Raw genomic sequence first — 17,635 nt, forward strand, 5'->3', positions numbered from 1 at the left:
AGACGAACATCGGCGTGTCGTCCTTGGACGGGGCCGACATGATCACCTTCTTGGCGCCGGCCTTCAGGTGCTTCTCGGCGGTTTCCTTGGTCAGGAACAGGCCGGTGGACTCGACGACGATGTCGGCACCGACCTCGTTCCACTTCAGCTCGGCCGGGTTCTTGATGGCGGTGAGGCGGATCTTCTGGCCGTTGACGATCAGCGTGTTGCCGTCGACCTTGACTTCGCCCTCGAAGCGGCCGTGCACCGAGTCGTACTGCAGCATGTAGGCCAGGTAGTCGGGCTCCAGCAGGTCGTTGATGCCGACGATCTGGACGTCCTTGAAGTTCGCGACTGCGGCGCGCAGCACCATGCGCCCGATGCGGCCGAAGCCGTTGATGCCGATCTTGATGGTCATGTCATTCGCTCCTGAGTTGAAAAACCGGGAAACCTGTTGTTCAGCGCTTGTTCTGCAACACCACACGCACGGTGTCAGCGACGTTCTCGGGCGTGAAGCCGAAGTGCTTGAAGAGCACGCCGGCCGGGGCCGATTCGCCGTAGGTGTCGATGCCGACCACCGCGGCGCAGCCGTACTTCCACCAGCCGTCGGTCACGCCCATCTCGACCGCGATGCGCGGCAGGCCTTGCGGCAGCACGCTGGTCTTGTAGGCCGCACTCTGGCGGTCGAACACCGAGGTGCTGGGCATGCTGACCACGCGCACGGCGATGCCGCTTTGCGCGAGCTGCTGCTGCGCATGCAGCGCGAGGCCGAGTTCGGAGCCGGTGGCGATGATCACCGCCTGCGCCTTCTTCTTCAGGCCCACTTCACTCGGTTCGGCCAGCACGTAGGCGCCCTTGGAGATGTCTTCCAGGCCGCTCTTGGGCGCATAGGGCAGGTTCTGGCGCGACAGCAGCAGCGCCGTCGGGCGGTTCTTGCTCTCGATGGCGCAGGCCCAGGCCACCACCGTCTCGGCGGTGTCGGCGGGGCGCCAGACGTCCAGGCCGGGGATCAGGCGCAGCGAGGCGGCGTGCTCGATCGACTGGTGCGTCGGGCCGTCTTCACCCAGGCCGATGCTGTCGTGCGTGAAGACGTGGATCACCCGCTGCTTCATCAGCGCGGCCATGCGGATGGCGTTGCGGCTGTAGTCGCTGAAGGTCAGGAAGGTGCCGCCGTAGGGGATGAAGCCGCCATGCAGCGCCACGCCGTTCATGATGGCGGCCATGCCGAACTCGCGCACGCCGTAGTTGATGTGGCGTCCGTTGTTGGCCTCGCCCTTGTCGTCGAAACGCAGGGCCGGCGTGCTGCTGGTGTTGGTGAGGTTGGAGCCGGTCAGGTCGGCGCTGCCGCCGAGCAGCTCGGGCAGGGCCTTGGTGAAGGCTTCGAGCGCGAGCTGGCTGGCCTTGCGGCTGGCCACGGTCTCGGCCTTGGTGTGGGCGGCCACGGCGGCGTCGACCGCGGTTTGCGCCCAGCCCTTGGGCAGCTCGCCGTCGATGCGGCGCACCAGCTCGGCGGCCAGCTCGGGGTGGGCCTGGCCATAGGCTTCGTAGGCGTCGACCCAGCGGGTCTCGGCCGCCAGGCCGTTGACGCGGGCGTCCCAGTTCTCATAGGCCTCTTCAGGAATGACGAAGGGCTCGTGGGCCCAGCCCAGCGCCTCGCGGGTGAGCTTGATCTCGTCGGCACCCAGCGCTTCGCCGTGGGCCTTGGCCGTGCCGGCGCGGTTGGGCGAGCCTTTGCCGATGGTGGTCTGGCAACAGATGATCGTCGGCTTGTCGGCCTTCTTGGCCTGGGCGATGGCGGCGTCCACCGCATCGACGTCATGGCCGTCGACCTTGGCGATCACGTTCCAGCCGTAGGCCTCGAAGCGCTTGGGCGTGTTGTCGATGAACCAGGGCTGCACCTTGCCGTCGATGGAGATGCCGTTGTCGTCGTACAGGGCGATCAGCTTGTTGAGCTTCCAGGCGCCGGCCAGGGCTGCGGCCTCGTGGCTGATGCCTTCCATCAGGCAGCCGTCGCCCAGGAACACGTAGGTGTGGTGGTCGACGATGGCGTGGCCGTCGCGGTTGAACTCCTTGGCCAGCAGCTTCTCGGCCAGGGCCAGGCCCACCGCGTTGCTGAAGCCCTGGCCCAGCGGGCCGGTGGTGGTCTCCACGCCCGGCGTGATGCCGACCTCGGGGTGGCCCGGCGTCTTGCTGTGCAGCTGGCGGAAGTTGCGCAGCTCGCTCATCGGCAGGTCGTAGCCCGAGAGGTGCAGCAGCGCGTAGATGAGCATGGAGCCATGGCCGTTGCTCAGCACGAAGCGGTCGCGGTTGGCCCATTGCGGGTTGCCGGGGTTGTGCTTGAGGTGCCGGCCCCACAGCGCCACGGCGATCTCGGCCATGCCCATGGGAGCGCCGGGGTGGCCGGAATTGGCTTGCTGAACGGCGTCCATCGCCAGGGCACGGATGGCGTTCGCCATCAAGGAGGTATTGGAAGCGATGGCGGTCATGGCTGGCGGCGTTTGGGGGGAAACCCGGCATTTTACGGGCCCCGATAATCCCGGCATGCACGGCCTGCACCTCACCGCCGATTTGCGGGGATGCTCCACGGAGTTGCCCGCCATGACCGACCCCGCCGCCTTGCGCGGCCTGTGCCTGGGCGCCGTGCGCGATGCCACGCTCCTGCCGGTGGGCGAGCTGTTCCACACCTTCCCCGGTGCTCAGGAACAAGCGGGTGGCGTGACCGGCGTGGTGCTGCTGGCCGAGTCGCACCTGGCGGTGCACACCTGGCCCGAGCTGGGGGCCGTGACGCTCGACGTCTACGTGTGCAACTACGGCGCCGACAACACGCACAAGGCGCACGCGCTGATCGACATGCTGCTGGCGGCTTTCGCGCCCGCGCAGGTGGAACGTCACGCCATCGAACGAGGCCAGGGCACATGAAGGCCCTGATCCTGGCCGCCGGCCGCGGCGAGCGCATGCGCCCGCTCACCGACCACACGCCCAAGCCGCTGCTGGTGGTGCGCGGCAAGCCGCTGATCGTGTGGCACATCGAGGCGCTGGCGCGTGAGGGCGTGCGCGAGATCGTCGTCAACACCGCCTGGCTGGAAGAGCGCATCGTCGACGCCCTGGGCGATGGCGCGCGTCACGGCGTTCGCATCACGTATTCATTGGAGGGCCGCGACCACGGCGGCGCGCTCGAAACCGCGGGCGGCATGGCCAAGGCGTTGCCGCTGCTCACCGATGCTTCGAGCGATTGCTTCTGGGTGGTGTCGGGCGATGTGTTCCTGCCCGGCTTCCGTTTCGACCCCGCTGCGGCCCGGCGCTTCGCACAAGGCACGGCCCTGGCCCACCTGTGGCTGGTGCCGAACGCGCCGCACCATCCGAAGGGCGACTTCGGCATCACGGACCAGGGCCTGGCCTCGCTGCACACCGAACCGCGCCTGACCTGGGCCAGCGTGGGCCTGTTTCGCGCGGAGATGGTGAAGGCCGTCAAGGTCGGCGAAAAGCTGCCGCTGACGCCGCTGCTGCGCGCCGGCGCCGATGCCGGGCGCATCAGCGCGCAGCGCTACGACGGACCGTGGACCGACGTGGGCACGGTCGAGCGGCTGAACGCGCTCAACGCGCCCTGACGAACCCACCCCTCACGCAGGTGCGTGAGGGCAGCGGTTGACCTCGATGGCCACGTGCACGAGCTCCTCGTGCTGCTTCAGCCGCTCGCGATACACCGATGGCGGCAAGGGCTGGTCAGCCACCACACAGACCTGCACCGCAAAGCTCTCGCGCCCAATCCGCCACACGTGCAGGTCGGCGATCCTGGCATCGCCATCGGACTCGATGGCCTCGCGCACCTCCTGCGTCACCGGGTGGTCCATCTCGCGGTCGAGCAGGATCGCCGACGACTGGCGCATCAGCCCCCAGGCCCACACGCCGATCACCACCGCGCCGATCACGCCGACCAGCGGGTCGAGCCAGGTCCAGCCCAGCCACAGCGCGGCCGAAAGCGCGCCGATGGCGAACACCGAGGTCAATGCATCGGCCAGCACGTGGGCGTAGGCGGCGCGCAGGTTGAGGTCTTCGCCGCCATGCCCATGGTGGTGGTCGTGATGGCCATGCGCGTGGTCGTGGTGGTGGTGGTGATGCTCACCGTCCTGCGCCCCATGCAGCAGCCACGCCGAAGCCAGATTCACCACCAGGCCGATCACGGCCACCACCAGCGCCACCTGCGCGTCGATGGGCTCGGCCCGCCACAGCCGCAGCAGCGACTCGAACACGATGCCCACGCCCACCAGGCCCAGCACCAGGGCGCTGGCAAAGCTGCCCAGCACCTCGATCTTCCAGGTGCCGAAGGCATAGCGCGCGTCGCTCGCATGGCGGCGGGCCAGCCAGTAGGCGCCGGCCGTGACGCCCAGCGCCAGCGCGTGCGTGCCCATGTGCCAGCCGTCGGCGAGCAGGGCCATCGAGCCCGTCCACCAGCCGGCGAAGATCTCGACGACCATCGTCAGCAGGGTGATCAGCAGCACCCAGCGCGTGCGCTGCTCGCCCAGCTGGTTGCCGCTGTCGAACACGTGGCTGTGCTGCCACGGGCGCAGGTCATGCAGGTGCGTGCTCATCCCGCGAGCGGCTTGGTGATCTTGTCGATGCGCGCCAGCACCTCGGGCGTCAGCTTGGGCGTGAGCGCCAGGGCGCCGAGGTTGTCCTGCAGCTGCGAGAGCTTCGAGGCGCCCAGGATCACCGTGCTGACGTTCGGGTTGCGGTTGACCCAGGCGATGGCCAGCTGCGCGACGTTGCCGCCCAGGTCACGCGCGATCGGCTCCAGCTCGGCCACGGCGGCGTTGCGCGCCGCATCGGTCAGGTCTTTCACCAGGAAGCCCATGTTCTCGAGCGAGCCGCGGCTGCCGGCGGGGATGCCGTTGCGGTACTTGCCGGTGAGCAGGCCGCTGGCCAGCGGGCTCCAGGTGGTGAGGCCCAGGCCGATGCGTTCGTAGAGGCGTGCGTACTCCTTCTCCACCCGCGAGCGGTTGAACAGGTGGTACTGCGGCTGCTCCATCAGCGGGCGGTGCAGGTGCTCGCGCTCGGCGAAGTCGTAGGCGGCCCGGATCTGCTTGGCCGTCCACTCGCTGGTGCCCCAGTAAAGCGCCTTGCCCCGTGTGACCATGTCGCTCATGGCCCACACGGTCTCCTCGATCGGCGTGTTCGGGTCGGGGCGGTGGCAGTACACGAGGTCGATGTGGTCGAGCTGCATGCGCTTGAGCGAGCCGTCGATCGCCTGCGACAGGTACTTGCGGTTGAGCGTGTTCCTCTGGTTGACGGTGTTGCCGCCTTGGGCAAGGCCCCAGAAGAACTTGGTCGACACCACATAGCTCAGGCGCGGCCACTTGAGGGCCTTGAAGGCCTCGCCCATCACCACCTCGCTCTGGCCGGCGGCATAGGCCTCGGCGTTGTCGAAGAAGTTGATGCCGGCGTCCATGGCCGCAGCCAGCATTTCAGTGGCGGCCGAGGTATCGACTTGTTTGCCGTAGGTGACCCACGAACCCAGCGACAACTCGCTGACTTGAAGCCCGCTGCGGCCCAGACGCCGGTATTCCATTGCTACACCTCGTAAAGAAGTGCGGCATCTTAGCCACAGTGCCGCCCCCACTGAGTGTGCGGAATCGACCGCATGTCCGCGCCGTCCGCAGGCCGGCCACCGCGGCCCTTTCGCCCTGCGCAACTTCGCGTTACCTTTCGGCCGTGACCTACATCCTCATGCTCCCCTTCATGCTGGCGATTGCCGTTGCCGGCCATGTGCTGCTCGGCCGCGGCGCCAAGGCCGTGGTGGCGGCCACCTCGCCGCTGGCCAGCGGCCAGCCCGAGATCAGCGGCTACGAACGGCGCGTGTACGGCACGCCCGAGCGCGCCATGCTCGAAGTGGTGGGCCTGGTGCTGGCCTCCGGCGTGGTGATGTGGGTGGGCCTGGCCTGGAGCCTCGGCTGGGTCGGCCTGCTGGGCTTTCTGATGCTGGTGGGCGCGGTGGGGCTGGACCTGGCCCGCTGGGAGCGCGTCACCGTCAGCGCCAACTACGTGTGGTTCCAGCGCGGCCTGGGCCACAAGGTGCACCAGGTCGCCATCGAGAACATCCGCGACGTGACGGTCACCGAAGCCGAAGCCGAGGGCTACACCCTGCGCCACCTCAACCGCAACCGCGTGTGCCGCCTGAGCATGCGCATGACCGACAAGCGCGTGGTCGCACTGCCCAAGACCGACGCGCACAGCGAACTGGAAGCCGTGGAAACGCTGGCCAACCACATCCGCACCCGCCAGCAACTCGCCGGTGACAAGAACGCCGTCAAGCGGTCCAGCGAGGAAGGCAGCCAGGCAGCCGCCGAAGCGGCCAAGATGGGCTCCTCGGTCGACCGCGAAATGATGCGCGAGCTCAAGCGCCTGCGCCAGCGCGCCAACGCGCCCGACCTGCCGCCGGCAGTCAAGCGAACCGGCAAGGTGTAGCGCGGCGGGGCGCGGTGCAACAATCGCGCCCATGAACAGCAGCAGCCCGTACCGCGAGCGCCGCGCCCAGCTGGCGCAGGCCCTGCGCGCCGCAGGAGGCGGCCTCGCCGTCGTGACGACGGCCCCCGAGATGCTGCGCAGCCGCGACAGCGACCACCCCTTCCGGCACGACAGCTACTTCCACTACCTGACCGGCTTCGATGAGCCGCGCAGTGCGCTGGTGCTGCGCGCCGACGGCCACAGCGTGCTGTTCTGCCGCGAGCGCAGCGTCGAGCACGAGATCTGGGACGGCTTGCGCCTGGGCCCGCAGGCCGCGCCCGAGGCCCTGGGGGTGGACGAGGCGCAGCCCATCGACCAGCTCGATGCCAAGCTGCCCGAGCTGATGAACCACCAGGGCACGCTGTGGACCGTGTTCGGCGCCCCGGGTGGCCTGGACCAGCGCGTGGCCGGCTGGCTGGCCAGCGGCCGCGAGCGTTCCCACCAGGGCGGCACCAGCCCCGGCGCGCACCGTGACCTCGCTGCGCTGCTCGATGAGATGCGCCTCATCAAGAGCCCGCACGAGATCGCCACCATGCGCCGTGCTGCCACCATCTCGGCCGGCGCCCACGCGCGTGCGATGCGCTTTTGCGCGCAGCGCTTCCGCGAGCAACCCGCCGGCAGCGTGCGCGAGTACGAGATCGAGGCCGAGCTGCTGCACGAGTTCCGCCGCCACGGCGCGCAGAGCCCGGCCTACACCTCCATCGTGGCGGCCGGCGCCAACGCCTGCGTGCTGCACTACGCCGCCGGCCCGGCCGAGCTGAAGGCCGGCGAGCTGTGCCTGATCGACGCCGGCTGCGAGCTCGACGGCTACGCCAGCGACGTGACGCGCACCTTCCCCGCCACCGGCCGCTTCAGCGCGCCGCAGCGCGAGCTCTACGACATCGTGCTGGCCGCGCAAGAGGCCGCCGTGGCCGCCACCCACCCCGGCGCGCGCCACCGCGATGCGCACGCCGCGGCCGTCAAGGTGCTGGCGCAAGGCATGCTCGACACCGGCCTGCTCAGCCGCGACCAGCACGGCTCGCTCGACGACGTGATCGCCAAGGCCGCCTACCGCCAGTTCTACATGCACGGCACCGGCCACTGGCTGGGCCGCGACGTGCACGACGTGGGCGAGTACCTCGCGCTCGACGAGCCGGCCACGGAGCAGCCCGACTGGCTGGGCGGCACGGTGGTCAAGCCGCCCTCGCGCAAGCTGCAGCCTGGCATGGTGGTGACGCTGGAACCCGGCCTCTACGTTCGCCCGGCCGAAGGCGTGCCCGAACGCTACTGGCACATCGGCATCCGCATCGAAGACGATGCGGTGGTCACCGACAACGGCTGCGAGCTGATCAGCCGCGGCGTGCCGGTGGCAGGCGACGAGATCGAAGCGCTGATGCGTGCAGGCTGAGCCGCATCACGGGCCTTCGTCGAGCATGGCCTGCAGCACCTCGCTGGCGGGCGTCATCAGCTTCTCCACCAGGTCGAGTTCCTTCACCGTCATCGGTGCCGCCATGCGGCTGACCACCTCGGCCTGCACCTTCATCGTCTGACGCGCAAGCGCCGTGCCGGCCTCGGTGAGGAACAGGCACTTGGCGCGCGCATCGGCCGGGTTGGCCTCGCGCCGCACCAGGCCCTGCGCCTCCATTTGCTTGAGCAGCATGCTCACGTGGCTCTTGGCGTTGAAGCTGCGCGCCGCCAGCACCTGCTGCGTGATGCCCGGCGCGGTGCTCAGGTTGGCCAGCACCTCGTGCTCGGCCAGCTTGACGCCAAGCGGTGCCAGGCGCGCCGACATCACCCGCTCGCACAGGTGGTAGGCGCGCACCACCGACAGCCAGGCCGCAGTTCCGTGGGGAGATGAAGGGGTGCGCATGAAACGATTGAAACCAGGTCGATCTGAAAATGGTTCGATATTGAACTAATATGAGGTCTCTGCCACTCACCGGAGACCTCCCGTGCCGGCCCAGATTCTGATGGCTTGCAGCGCCGCGATCCTTTTCGTGCTCGGCTGCCTGCACCTGCTCTACACCTTCAGCGGCTCCAAGCTCACGCCGCGCGACCCGGCCCTGCAGACAGAAATGATGCGGGTCGCGCCCGTCATCAGCCGCCAGACGACCATGTGGAAGGCCTGGCTCGGCTTCAACGCCAGCCACAGCTTCGGCGCGATCCTGTTCGGCCTCGTCTACGGACAGCTCGCGGTCGCCCACCCCGACTGGCTGTTCGCTTCGCCCTTTCTTCTCGGCGTGGGCGCGCTGATGCTGGGCGGCCTGCTGGTGGTCGGCAAGGCCTATTGGTTCAGCATCCCGTTCCGCGGCATCGCGCTCTCCTTCACCTGCTACCTCGCCGCACTCGCGCTGGCCCTGTTCTCATGAACCTCTACCTCCGCCTCATCCTGACCCTGCTGCGCTGCTGGCGTCTGCCGCGCCTGGCCCCCGGCGAGACGCTCACGCGCCGCCTGCGCGTGCTGCCCAACGACCTCGACATCAACGGCCACATGAACAACGGCCGCTACCTCACGGTCATCGACCTGATGCTGATCGAGTACTTCGTGCGCACCGGCTTCGCCGGCGTGATGCTGCGCGAAGGCTGGCGCCCGATGAGCGGCGGCTCCTTCATCAGCTACCGCCGCGGGCTCAAGCCCTTCCAGACCTACGAGCTGCGCTTCCGCCTCGACGCCACCGACGCGCAATGGAACTACATGCGCTTCGAGTTCGCCAGTGGCGGCAAGCTGTGCGCCGCCGGCTACATGAAGGGTGCGGCGGTGTCGAAGCAGGGCTTCGTGCCCAATGCGGTGTCGTACGCCAAGATGGGACTGGACGTGCCGTCCACCGAAGTGCCTGGCCAGGTGGCGCACTGGCTGGCGGCCGAGCGCGAGGTGATGGCGGCGGCGTGGTAACGCGTCAGGCGCGCTGCGCGGCCCGCACGCCGTGGGTGCAGGCCTCCTCGAACACCGAGTAGCCCGAGAGGTCGCTGTGGGCGTAGCGCACGCGGCCGCTTGTCTCTGACAACGCCCTCAACGCCGCGCTGCCTCGCACGCCCGGCAGCGGAATGCTCATGGCGTGACCGTAGCGCATCAGGTCGATGCGCTTGACCTTGCGCGGCAGGTCGGGGTGGGCCACCGCGAGGTCGGCCAGCACACGTTGCGACCAGGTCGACCAGTCGTCGCTCAGCAGCTTCGCGCGCTGCGCCTGCAGCTGCTCGGCGTTGTCGCCGCCCAGCGCCCAGTAGCTGGTGAGCACCGTCGGGCCGGGGTGCGGGCGGGTGCTCTGGTGCATGGCGTCGACATAGCCGAGCGAGGCGCTGCCGTGGATCACGTTGTCCCACGAGGGCGGTGCACCGCCAACGCCGTCGAGCACGCCGTCGACGTGCAGGTTGGCGACCAGCCAAGGGGCGTAGCGCATCTGCGTGGCAGCGGCCTGCAGGGCCGGCGGCGGCGAGGCGAGCAGGCGCGCGGCGATGAAGAGCGGCGTGGCCAGCACCACCTGGTCGGCGGTCCAGCGCTCGACGCGTTGTGTCGCCGCGTCCCAGAGGTCCACGCTCACCTCGTGCCGACCTTCGTCGACCCGCAACGCCAGCTTGCCCGCATGGATGCGCTCACCCAGGGGTGCGGCCAGGCGCTCCGTGAGCCAGGCGTTGCCTTGCGGCCAGGTGAGCACGGCCTCGCGTTCGTCGCTCTCTTGCGCACCCGGTGCGTGGAAGCCGTGGCGACTGGCGAAGTAATGCAGCCCGGCCCAGGCCGACACCTGCGCGCTGCCGGCGCCGTAGTCGTCGCGGCAGCAGTAGTCGAGGTAGCCGCGCAGGGCGGGTGCGTTCAGGCCTCGGGCGTCGAGCCAGGTGGTGAAGGTGACCGCATCCAGCGCGGCGTGCTCGGGCGTCCAGGGCGAGCGCGCGGTGGGAATGCTGAAGCCGAGGCGCTGCGCACGCGCCACCTCGGCGGCGAAGCGGCGGTACTGCGCCAGCGTCTCGTCGCTCTGGCCGATCACGGGCAGCAGGCCTTCCTGCCACTGGCCGTCGATGAACAAGCGCTCCTGCGGGCTGTGGCACAGGTGGCGTTCGTCGTAGACACGCTGCCCGTTCACCACGCGGCTCAGGCCCAGCGACGCCAGCAACTCGACGACCTCGTCGGCCTTCTCGCCCGGCAGCGGCAGGTAGTGCGCGCCCAGCGGGCAGGCCATGCCGGCAATCAGGTGGCCGCGGCTGTTGCCGCCGGCACGGTCTTCGAGGTCGAGCACCTGCACGTCGTCGACACCGCGTTGTGCCAGCGCGCGTGCGCAGGCCAGGCCGGCGACGCCGGCGCCCACCACCAGCGCACCGACGCGACGCTGCAGCGCAGGCGGCGGCAGCTTGCCGCTCTTCAGATCGCGCAGCCGGTGGCCGCGCTCGTGCTGCGCGCCGACCCAGCCGCCGTCGAACTGCGGCTCCGGTGCGCGGCGGCAGGCAGCGAGTGGCACAGCCGCCGCCGCGGCCAGCAGCGCACGTCGGCTGAAGCTCATTGGTGAATCCGACCCCACTCTTCTTCGAAGGTCTGCACCAGCACCTGGTTCGACAGGCGATTGACCTCGGCCGGCACGCGCGCCATGTCGGGCGGGAACTGCAGCAGCGCCGGCAGGCCGTCGACATTCAGGAAGCGCAGCCCCGCCGGCAAGGCCGTGGGCAGGCGGAACGGCCGCCGGCTGGCGAGGATGAAGCCCCACTCGCCGAAGCTCGGCACGTGCGCGTGGTAAGGCGTGGTCTGCAAGCCGGTGGATTCGATGGTGGTGGCCACCGTCCAGAAGCTCTTGCGCGCAATCAGCGGCGAGGTGGTCTGCACGACGGCGTAACCCGAGGCCGCGAGGTGGGCGTCGATCAGCGTGTAGAAGCTCGATGTGTAGAGCTTGCCGATGGAGAAGTTGGTCGGGTCGGGGAAGTCGACCACGATCACGTCGAAGCTGCCCGGCGTGTTCTCCAGCCAGGCGAAGGCATCGGTGTTGACGATGCGCAGCTTGGGCGAGTGCAGCGCGTCGCCGTTGAGCTGGCGCAGCAGCGGCTGCTCGGCGAACAGCTTCGTCATGTGCGGATCGAGTTCGACCAGCGTCACCTCTTCGACGCTCGGGTACCTGAGCACCTCCCGCACCGCCATGCCGTCGCCGCCGCCCAGCACCAGCACGCGCTTGGGTGCGCCGTGAGCCGACATCGCGGGGTGCACCAGGCTCTCGTGGTAGCGGTACTCGTCGCGCGAATGGAACTGCAGGTTGCCGTTGAGGAAAAGGCGCACACCGACGCGGCTGGCCGTCACCACCACGCGCTGGTAGGCACTGGTCTCGCTGTAGAGGATGCGGTCGGCATAGAAGCGGTCTTCGGCCCAGGTGCTGATGCGCTCGGCACTGGCCATCGCAGCCAGCAGCGCCGCGACCACACCGATGCAGGCGAGCACGTGCGCCGAGAGCTGCCGCAGCTCGGCACGAAAGAGCCACAGCGCCCACACCGCCACGCCGGCGTTCAGCAGGCCGAAGAAGGCGCCAGTGCGCACCAGCCCGAGCTGCGGCACCAGCAGCAGCGGGAAGGCAATGGCCACGGCCAGCGCACCGAGGTAGTCGAAGGTGAGCACCTGCGAGACCAGGTCCTTGAGCGCATAGCGTTCGCGGAAGTGGCGCTTGAGGATGCGCATCACGAGCGGGATCTCCAGCCCGACCAGGATGCCCACCAGCAGCACCAGCCCATAGAGCGCGAAGCGGAACGAGGGCGGCGCGAGCGTCTGCAGCGCGAACAGCGCTGCCGGCATCAACCCGCCGACCAGGCCCACCAGCAGCTCGATGCGCAGGAAGTGCGCCACCAGCTGCCGCTCGAAGAAGCGCGACAGGTAGGAGCCGATCCCCATCGCGAACAGGTAGCTGCCGATGACGGTGGAGAACTGCAGTACCGAATCGCCCAGCAGGTAGCTCGCCAGCGCGCCAGCCGCCAGCTCGTAGACCAGCCCGCAGGCGGCCACGACGAACACCGACGCCAGCAGCGCGACTTCGGCCGGGCGGATCCGAACGTTTGAAGCTTCACTCATTGAAGTGCAAGCGCAGCGAAGCACCCATCAAGCCACACCCGCGGAGCCGGCTTCGCCGATCCGCTGGGTGGCGCCCCTTTGGGGCAGGAGCGACGCGACTGGGGGGCTCAATGAATTGCGGCAGCCACGATGAGGCCGATGGCGATGCTCATGGCCCCGACCACGATCGCGAGCGCCACGTTCTTCTTCTCGACGATCTCGCCCCACAGGTCATAGGGCGTGAGCTTGTCGATGATGACGAAGCTGATCGCGAACACGAACACGCCGATCAGCGCATACAGGATGGAGCCGAAGAAGACAGCCGGCTTGAGCCATTCGATTCCCATCATGAGACTCTCCTTTGAGAAGTGAACTTGGGCGAAGGCCGGGCGCTCATTTGTGCCCGCCGCCGCTCGAATAGCCGCCGAAGGAGCCTCCGCCCGTGCGGTAGCCGCCGCTGCGGTTGTTGGCCAGGCAGCTTTGGTACTCCTGCGAGGCTTCGCCGTAGGTGGCGCGCAGGTTGCTGCAGTCGCGGTTGTCGTCGTCGCTGCAGCGGAACAGCATCAAGAGGATCACCACCACGAAGACCCAGAAGAACACCTTGGCCAGCAGGCCGGCTGCATTGCCGGACGTGGGCAATGCATCGCGCTTGAGGGCCGCGCTCTTCTCAGGCGCCAGCCGGAAGGCCTTCAGCACGACATCGGCGCCGAGCGTCTCACCACCGGACCAGACCACTTCGCCATCGGTCACTTCGCGATTGAGCCGCTTGTTGCGCGCCGCCCCGGTGCCCTGGTAGTCGGTGTTGTCAGTCAGTTCCCCGCGCTTGAGCTGCCAGTAGAACTCGCCGAGCACATAGGTCACCCGCCCGGTGTAGTTGTAGAGCTTGCGGTAGCTGTCGCCGCGGTAGCGCATCTCGGCACCGGCCTGGGTGGGCACGCCGGTGAGCGGCACCGTCCAGCTCCAGCCGTCTTCGGCATCGACGAGAAACGCGAAGCCTTCCTCGCGGTGGTACAGCAGGTACTCGCGCCAGAAGCTCTGCTCGCCATCGTCATCGCTGCCCTGCTCGCAGCGCTCGACGTAGCCCACCACCTGCCACGGCCGCATCGGCTTGCCCCCCAGGCTGAGGTTGCCGATGCTGCCGAGCGGGATCTGCGGCTCGCTGCCGTTGTCCTGTGCATAGTGGGCGAGATCCCCACCCACGCCTTGCGAGAGATCGACCACCGCATGGCATTGGTGGCAGACGATGGACTGCGTGGTGGAGAGCTTGATCTCCAGCGACGTGCCGCAACTCGGGCACTCGATGCTGCGCGCCTTGAGCGTCTTCTCGGCGCTGTCGGCCAGGCCACTCATGGCCAGCTCGCTGATCGCGACCGCACGGCCGATCGACCACTTGGGGGCTGCGGCATCGCTGTAGTCGAGCGTGCCGACCTCGTCGCGCGCACTGCGCAGGTCGGCCACCACGAAGCCCCGCTCGGTGTTGGGCTTGAAGGGCAGTTCGCCCTGCGCGGCAATCAGCTTGGCGACGGTGACGGAGCCCACCGACCAGCTCTGACCGGCCACCGTCAGCGGCGCGCCCGCGCGCAAGGCGTCGGGTGCGGGTACCTCGCCCTCCAGCGGCAGGTCGAAGGCGAAGACGTAGCGGCCGTTGTCCTCGCTCAGCCAGCCACTGCGGCCAGTGTCGAAAAGCGCATGCCATTCGTTCCAGGTGCCGTCTTTGTAGCGGTACTGCAGCCGGCCCACCAGCGTGAAGCCGCTGCCCTGGTACTTGCCAGCGGCACCCAGCTGCAGCGGCGAGTGGTCATCGAACAGTTCGGCGCTCTCGCCGATCTTGCGCAGCGCCTCGCCGTCGCGAACGATGGTGCTGCGGCAGAAGCTGCAGACGGCGAAGGCCGACGCGGCCGAGCGAAAGTCGACCGGCGCGCCGCAGTTCGGGCACGCGGCGCGGTACGCACGCTGCGGGCTGGGTTCGGTGGCCAAGACCTAGCGCGTCAGACCAGCTTCTTCAGCAGCTCGGCCTTCTTGGCGTCGAACTCTTCCTGCGTGAGGATGCCCTTGGCCTTCAAGTCGCCCAGCTTCTCCAGCGTGGCCATCACCTCGTCGGGCTTGATGGTGGCCGCCGGTTGCGCGCCTTGCAGACCCCCGGCCAGCTGGCCGGCCAGCACCTGGCCGAGCGCCACCCCGGCGCCCAGGCCCATTGCGTCGCCGGCGATGCCGCCGCCGCCCGAGCCCGCGCCCTCGGCAAACTTCGGAATCGCCTGCGCGGTCTGGTACTGCATGAACTTGCCCATGTCGTTGCCGACCATGCCCATGCCGATTTTCTGGTCGAGGATCTTCTGCAGCTCCTCGGGCAGCGAGACGCTCTGCATCGTCACCGCCTCCAGCTTGAGGCCGAGCTTCTCGAACGAGGGCGCGGTGGCCTCCTGCAAGGCCTTGGCGAACTCGACCTGGTTGGCCGCGAGGTCGAGGAAGGCCACGCCGCTCGAGGCCACGGCGTCGGAGATGTGCTGCAGCATCAGCCCGCGCAGCTGGCCGTCGAGCTCGGCCACGGTGTAGGCGGCGCGCGTGCCCGAGATCTCGGTAAAGAAGAGCTTGGGGTCGACGATGCGGTAGGCGTAGTTGCCGAAGGCGCGCAGGCGCACGGCACCGAAGTCCTTGTCGCGGATGGTGACCGGTTGCGTGGTGCCCCAGCGCTGGTCGATCTGCTGGCGCGTGCTGAAGAAGACCACGTCGCTCTTGAACGGGCTCTGGAAGAGCTTGTCCCAGTTCTTGAGGTAGGTGAGCACCGGCAGCGTCTGCGTGGTGAGCTTGTACATGCCGGGGCCGAACACATCGGCCACCTTGCCCTCGTTGACGAAGATCGCCATCTGCGACTCGCGCACGGTGAGCGAGGCGCCGTACTGGATCTCGTTGTCGGCCACGGGAAAGCGCCAGGCGAGCGTGCCGTCACCGGACTCCTGCCACTCCAGAATGTCGATGAACTGCTTCTTGATGAAATCCATCAGGCCCATGTCGGTCTCCCGTGAAGAGTTGGCGCGCCGATGATAGAGGCGTTCATCCGGCGCAGAAACGACAAAGGCGGACCGGAGTCCGCCTTTGGTGTGTCGGGCCCCCCGGCCCTCTCTGCAAGGAATCAGGCGTCGCTGCGGCGGCGCACCGTCCAGCCCACAGCCAGCAGGCCCAGCGCCAACAGCGCATAGGTCTGCGGCTCGGGCACGGGAGCCGCAATGCCGCCCGACGAGGCGGTGGTCACGAAGCTGCCACCGTAACCCACCAGGCCACCACCCAGCAGGCCGCCATTGCGGCCCGTCACGTCACCGGTGATGACGAACTGGTAGGTGCCGGCCAGCAGGTTGCTGAAGCTGAAGCTCGACTCGGTCGGATCGAAGAGCGACTGCGCCAGGCTGCCCCCGGAGAGGGAGATGCCGGTGAGGTCGATGTCGCGGCGCGTCGAACCATCGAAAGTCAGCGTGAAGCCGAACGAATCCGCCGGACCACTCAGCGTGAAGTTGTAGCAGTCCTCGAAGTGCTGAGCCGAGCCGAAATCGTTGCCGAACAGTCGCAGGGCGGGTGGGCCCATCACACCGAGGTTGAACGTTTCAGTGCATGCGGCCATGGCCGGGGCGGCACTTGCCACCAGAGCCAGCGCAGCAACCAACGACTTGAATTTCATGAAGCCTCCGGGGGAATTGGGTGCGTCGAAAACGCGTAACTCAATGTGCCACGCACCCCCTGCAGCTGTCTCACCGCGCTCCCCCCGGTTCACGGGACGGAACGCCGCCTCGACACCCCCTCATCCAGGTGTCTCGAGAATTGGCATTTTTCGGGGATGCGGCTCGGGGTGTGACAAACCTCTCAAACACCCCACTTCCGAGGCACTTTTGGCGTACCAGGCCAGCGTGGGTATGCTTTGCGCATGGCCGATCAAAATCCCCCGCTTCGCCTCGCCATCGTGGGCGCCGGTCCCGTCGGGCTTGCGCTCGCATTGCACGCGGCGAAGGCACTGCCCGACACGCACATCAGCCTCTTCGACAGCCGCCCTCTCGCACAAGACGTCTCGGGTGACCCGCGCACGCTGGCGCTCTCCCTGGGCAGCGTGCAATTACTCCAGCGCCTGGGCGCATGGCAGGCCGATGCAGGCCAGCCCATCCTCGAAGTGCATGTGTCGCAGCAGGCGCCTTCGCTGGGCGGCGTGCTGGCCGACGTGCTGGGCGAGCCCGAGGTTCGCATCTCGGCTGCCGAAGAGCGCGTGCCGATGCTCGGTGCCGTGCTGAGCTATGGCGCCATCGTCGCGCCGCTGCAGGCTGCCTGGCAGGTTGCGAGTGAGCGCGAACCTGCGCGGCTGAGCACGCGCTTCGGCACGCCGGTGCAAGCCCTGAAGCAGGCTGATCGCAGCGTGGAACTCGACGCAGGCATCGCCGAGAGCTTCGACCTCGCGGTGGTGGCCGAAGGCGGCGTGTTCGCCGGCGAAGTGGCGGCCTCTTCCGCGCAACGCGTGCGCGCACCGCTGCGCCACGACTACGCACAGCACGCCTGGGTCGGCACGGTGACGCTCGCCAGCACGAAAGCCGGCGTCGCGTACGAGCGCTTCACGCGCCACGGGCCGGCGGCGCTGCTGCCCTTGAAAGACCACCGCGCCGCGCTCGTGTGGTGCGTGGGCCGCGACGACGACCCGGTCGGCGAACTCGACGACGCGCAGCGCCTGGCCGTGCTCAACACGATCTTCCATCCTGAAGTCGGGACGCTGACCGCGGTGTCGCCGCTCAAGCGCTTCGAGCTCGGCCTGATCGCCGAACGCACGCTGACGCATGGCCGCACGGTGCGCATCGGCAATGCGGCGCAAACGCTGCACCCGGTGGCGGGCCAGGGACTGAACCTCGGGCTGCGCGACGCTTTCGAGCTGGTGCATGCGCTGTCGCGCTCCAGCGATGTCGACAACGTGCTGCGCAAGCTGGAATGGCAGCGCGCCCCCGACCGCTGGGCCATGATCGCCGCCACAGACTTCCTTGCGCGCAGCTTCACCTGGAAGCTGCCGGGCGCTGGTGCCGCGCGCGGGCTGGGGATGATGGCGCTGCAGTCGCTGCGGCCGATCAAATCGGCGCTGGCCCGCCAGATGATGTACGGACCACGCTGAGCCGGCGGCTCAAAGCAGCCGGTGCGTCAGCGCCG

Annotated in this window: 18 protein-coding genes; 7 read left to right on the forward strand and 11 right to left on the reverse strand. The window is 68.5% G+C overall.

Going from position 1 to position 17,635, the window contains the following annotated elements; all coding sequences use genetic code 11:
- Together VFL64_RS21690 and tkt are read right to left on the reverse strand one after the other, a co-directional pair.
- Window positions 1-397, reverse strand: a 397-nt coding sequence (locus VFL64_RS21690) for a glyceraldehyde 3-phosphate dehydrogenase NAD-binding domain-containing protein (protein ID WP_489542467.1), incomplete at its 3' end; no start/stop codon positions are given.
- Between the two features lie 40 nt (window positions 398-437).
- Complete coding sequence (gene tkt, locus VFL64_RS21695; RefSeq protein ID WP_489542468.1) at window positions 438-2,465, reverse strand: transketolase; 2,028 nt, start codon at window positions 2,463-2,465, stop codon at window positions 438-440.
- 112 nt (window positions 2,466-2,577) lie between these two features.
- On the opposite strand from tkt, the gene VFL64_RS21700 reads away from it, so the two are divergent.
- Window positions 2,578-2,898, forward strand: coding sequence for an S-adenosylmethionine decarboxylase family protein (locus VFL64_RS21700; RefSeq protein ID WP_489542469.1), 321 nt, complete (start codon window positions 2,578-2,580; stop codon window positions 2,896-2,898).
- Window positions 2,895-3,587, forward strand: coding sequence for an N-acetylmuramate alpha-1-phosphate uridylyltransferase MurU (murU, locus tag VFL64_RS21705; RefSeq protein ID WP_489542470.1), 693 nt, complete (start codon window positions 2,895-2,897; stop codon window positions 3,585-3,587). Before VFL64_RS21700 ends, murU begins: the two co-directional genes overlap by 4 nt.
- Window positions 3,588-3,599: 12 nt before the next feature.
- On the opposite strand, the gene dmeF is transcribed toward murU, so the two are convergent.
- Both dmeF and VFL64_RS21715 read right to left on the reverse strand, forming a co-directional pair.
- The gene (gene dmeF / locus VFL64_RS21710; protein ID WP_489542471.1) at window positions 3,600-4,568 is read right to left on the reverse strand and encodes a CDF family Co(II)/Ni(II) efflux transporter DmeF; all 969 of its coding nucleotides are present in this window, start codon (window positions 4,566-4,568) and stop codon (window positions 3,600-3,602) included.
- Window positions 4,565-5,545 (reverse strand): potassium channel beta subunit family protein, encoded by a 981-nt coding sequence (locus VFL64_RS21715; protein ID WP_489542472.1) that lies wholly within the window; start codon window positions 5,543-5,545, stop codon window positions 4,565-4,567. The genes dmeF and VFL64_RS21715 overlap by 4 nt, the downstream gene beginning before the upstream one ends.
- 143 nt (window positions 5,546-5,688) lie before the next feature.
- Between VFL64_RS21715 and VFL64_RS21720 the strand changes: the two genes are divergently transcribed.
- Entirely contained in the window at window positions 5,689-6,441 is a 753-nt protein-coding gene (locus VFL64_RS21720) for a hypothetical protein (RefSeq protein ID WP_489542473.1), read from the forward strand.
- 31 nt (window positions 6,442-6,472) lie between these two features.
- Window positions 6,473-7,867, forward strand: coding sequence for an aminopeptidase P N-terminal domain-containing protein (locus VFL64_RS21725; RefSeq protein WP_489542474.1), 1,395 nt, complete (start codon window positions 6,473-6,475; stop codon window positions 7,865-7,867).
- Between the two features lie 6 nt (window positions 7,868-7,873).
- Here VFL64_RS21725 and VFL64_RS21730 read toward each other — a convergent pair whose 3' ends face one another.
- Window positions 7,874-8,329 (reverse strand): MarR family winged helix-turn-helix transcriptional regulator, encoded by a 456-nt coding sequence (locus VFL64_RS21730; RefSeq protein ID WP_489542475.1) that lies wholly within the window; start codon window positions 8,327-8,329, stop codon window positions 7,874-7,876.
- Between the two features lie 82 nt (window positions 8,330-8,411).
- On the opposite strand from VFL64_RS21730, the gene VFL64_RS21735 reads away from it, so the two are divergent.
- Together VFL64_RS21735 and VFL64_RS21740 are read left to right on the forward strand one after the other, a co-directional pair.
- Window positions 8,412-8,828 (forward strand): LIC_13387 family protein, encoded by a 417-nt coding sequence (locus VFL64_RS21735; protein ID WP_489542476.1) that lies wholly within the window; start codon window positions 8,412-8,414, stop codon window positions 8,826-8,828.
- Complete coding sequence (locus VFL64_RS21740) at window positions 8,825-9,352, forward strand: thioesterase family protein (RefSeq protein ID WP_489542477.1); 528 nt, start codon at window positions 8,825-8,827, stop codon at window positions 9,350-9,352. Before VFL64_RS21735 ends, VFL64_RS21740 begins: the two co-directional genes overlap by 4 nt.
- Before the next feature lie 4 nt (window positions 9,353-9,356).
- Here VFL64_RS21740 and VFL64_RS21745 read toward each other — a convergent pair whose 3' ends face one another.
- The 6 genes from VFL64_RS21745 to VFL64_RS21770 all read right to left on the reverse strand — a co-directional run bounded on the left by VFL64_RS21745 (window position 9,357) and on the right by VFL64_RS21770 (window position 16,139).
- Window positions 9,357-10,949 carry a flavin monoamine oxidase family protein gene (locus tag VFL64_RS21745; protein WP_489542478.1) on the reverse strand — a complete coding sequence of 531 codons (1,593 nt, stop codon included), beginning with the start codon at window positions 10,947-10,949 and terminating at the stop codon, window positions 9,357-9,359.
- Window positions 10,946-12,490 (reverse strand): polyamine aminopropyltransferase, encoded by a 1,545-nt coding sequence (locus VFL64_RS21750; protein ID WP_489542479.1) that lies wholly within the window; start codon window positions 12,488-12,490, stop codon window positions 10,946-10,948. The genes VFL64_RS21745 and VFL64_RS21750 overlap by 4 nt, the downstream gene beginning before the upstream one ends.
- Window positions 12,491-12,597: 107 nt before the next feature.
- Window positions 12,598-12,816 carry a DUF350 domain-containing protein gene (locus VFL64_RS21755; RefSeq protein ID WP_489542484.1) on the reverse strand — a complete coding sequence of 73 codons (219 nt, stop codon included), beginning with the start codon at window positions 12,814-12,816 and terminating at the stop codon, window positions 12,598-12,600.
- A 46-nt stretch (window positions 12,817-12,862) separates the two neighbouring features.
- The gene (locus VFL64_RS21760; RefSeq protein WP_489542480.1) at window positions 12,863-14,446 is read right to left on the reverse strand and encodes a DUF4178 domain-containing protein; all 1,584 of its coding nucleotides are present in this window, start codon (window positions 14,444-14,446) and stop codon (window positions 12,863-12,865) included.
- 11 nt (window positions 14,447-14,457) lie between these two features.
- Window positions 14,458-15,477, reverse strand: coding sequence for an SPFH domain-containing protein (locus VFL64_RS21765; protein ID WP_489542481.1), 1,020 nt, complete (start codon window positions 15,475-15,477; stop codon window positions 14,458-14,460).
- Window positions 15,478-15,599: 122 nt separating this feature from the next.
- On the reverse strand, window positions 15,600-16,139 hold the full coding sequence (locus VFL64_RS21770; RefSeq protein WP_489542482.1) for an FxDxF family PEP-CTERM protein: 540 nt from the start codon (window positions 16,137-16,139) through the stop codon (window positions 15,600-15,602).
- 243 nt (window positions 16,140-16,382) lie between these two features.
- Here VFL64_RS21770 and VFL64_RS21775 point away from each other — a divergent pair, with 243 nt between their 5' ends.
- Complete coding sequence (locus VFL64_RS21775) at window positions 16,383-17,600, forward strand: FAD-dependent monooxygenase (protein ID WP_489542483.1); 1,218 nt, start codon at window positions 16,383-16,385, stop codon at window positions 17,598-17,600.
- The last annotated feature ends 35 nt before the right edge of the window (window positions 17,601-17,635 follow it).

The sequence above is a fragment of the Rhizobacter sp. genome, assembly GCF_035702065.1.
Lineage (GTDB): Bacteria > Pseudomonadota > Gammaproteobacteria > Burkholderiales > Burkholderiaceae_C > Rhizobacter.

Excerpts from the sequence above, each read along its gene's own strand:
- VFL64_RS21725 (WP_489542474.1), top strand. The coding sequence starts at position 6,473 with ATGAACAGCAGCAGCCCGTACCGCGAGCGCCGCGCCCAGCTGGCGCAG.
- VFL64_RS21765 (WP_489542481.1), bottom strand. The coding sequence starts at position 15,477 with ATGGGCCTGATGGATTTCATCAAGAAGCAGTTCATCGACATTCTGGAG.
- VFL64_RS21730 (WP_489542475.1), bottom strand. The coding sequence starts at position 8,329 with ATGCGCACCCCTTCATCTCCCCACGGAACTGCGGCCTGGCTGTCGGTG.
- murU (WP_489542470.1), top strand. The coding sequence starts at position 2,895 with ATGAAGGCCCTGATCCTGGCCGCCGGCCGCGGCGAGCGCATGCGCCCG.
- dmeF (WP_489542471.1), bottom strand. The coding sequence starts at position 4,568 with ATGAGCACGCACCTGCATGACCTGCGCCCGTGGCAGCACAGCCACGTG.
- VFL64_RS21775 (WP_489542483.1), top strand. The coding sequence starts at position 16,383 with ATGGCCGATCAAAATCCCCCGCTTCGCCTCGCCATCGTGGGCGCCGGT.
- VFL64_RS21745 (WP_489542478.1), bottom strand. The coding sequence starts at position 10,949 with ATGAGCTTCAGCCGACGTGCGCTGCTGGCCGCGGCGGCGGCTGTGCCA.
- VFL64_RS21715 (WP_489542472.1), bottom strand. The coding sequence starts at position 5,545 with ATGGAATACCGGCGTCTGGGCCGCAGCGGGCTTCAAGTCAGCGAGTTG.
- VFL64_RS21700 (WP_489542469.1), top strand. The coding sequence starts at position 2,578 with ATGACCGACCCCGCCGCCTTGCGCGGCCTGTGCCTGGGCGCCGTGCGC.
- tkt (WP_489542468.1), bottom strand. The coding sequence starts at position 2,465 with ATGACCGCCATCGCTTCCAATACCTCCTTGATGGCGAACGCCATCCGT.
- VFL64_RS21755 (WP_489542484.1), bottom strand. The coding sequence starts at position 12,816 with ATGGGAATCGAATGGCTCAAGCCGGCTGTCTTCTTCGGCTCCATCCTG.
- VFL64_RS21770 (WP_489542482.1), bottom strand. The coding sequence starts at position 16,139 with ATGAAATTCAAGTCGTTGGTTGCTGCGCTGGCTCTGGTGGCAAGTGCC.
- VFL64_RS21750 (WP_489542479.1), bottom strand. The coding sequence starts at position 12,490 with ATGAGTGAAGCTTCAAACGTTCGGATCCGCCCGGCCGAAGTCGCGCTG.
- VFL64_RS21740 (WP_489542477.1), top strand. The coding sequence starts at position 8,825 with ATGAACCTCTACCTCCGCCTCATCCTGACCCTGCTGCGCTGCTGGCGT.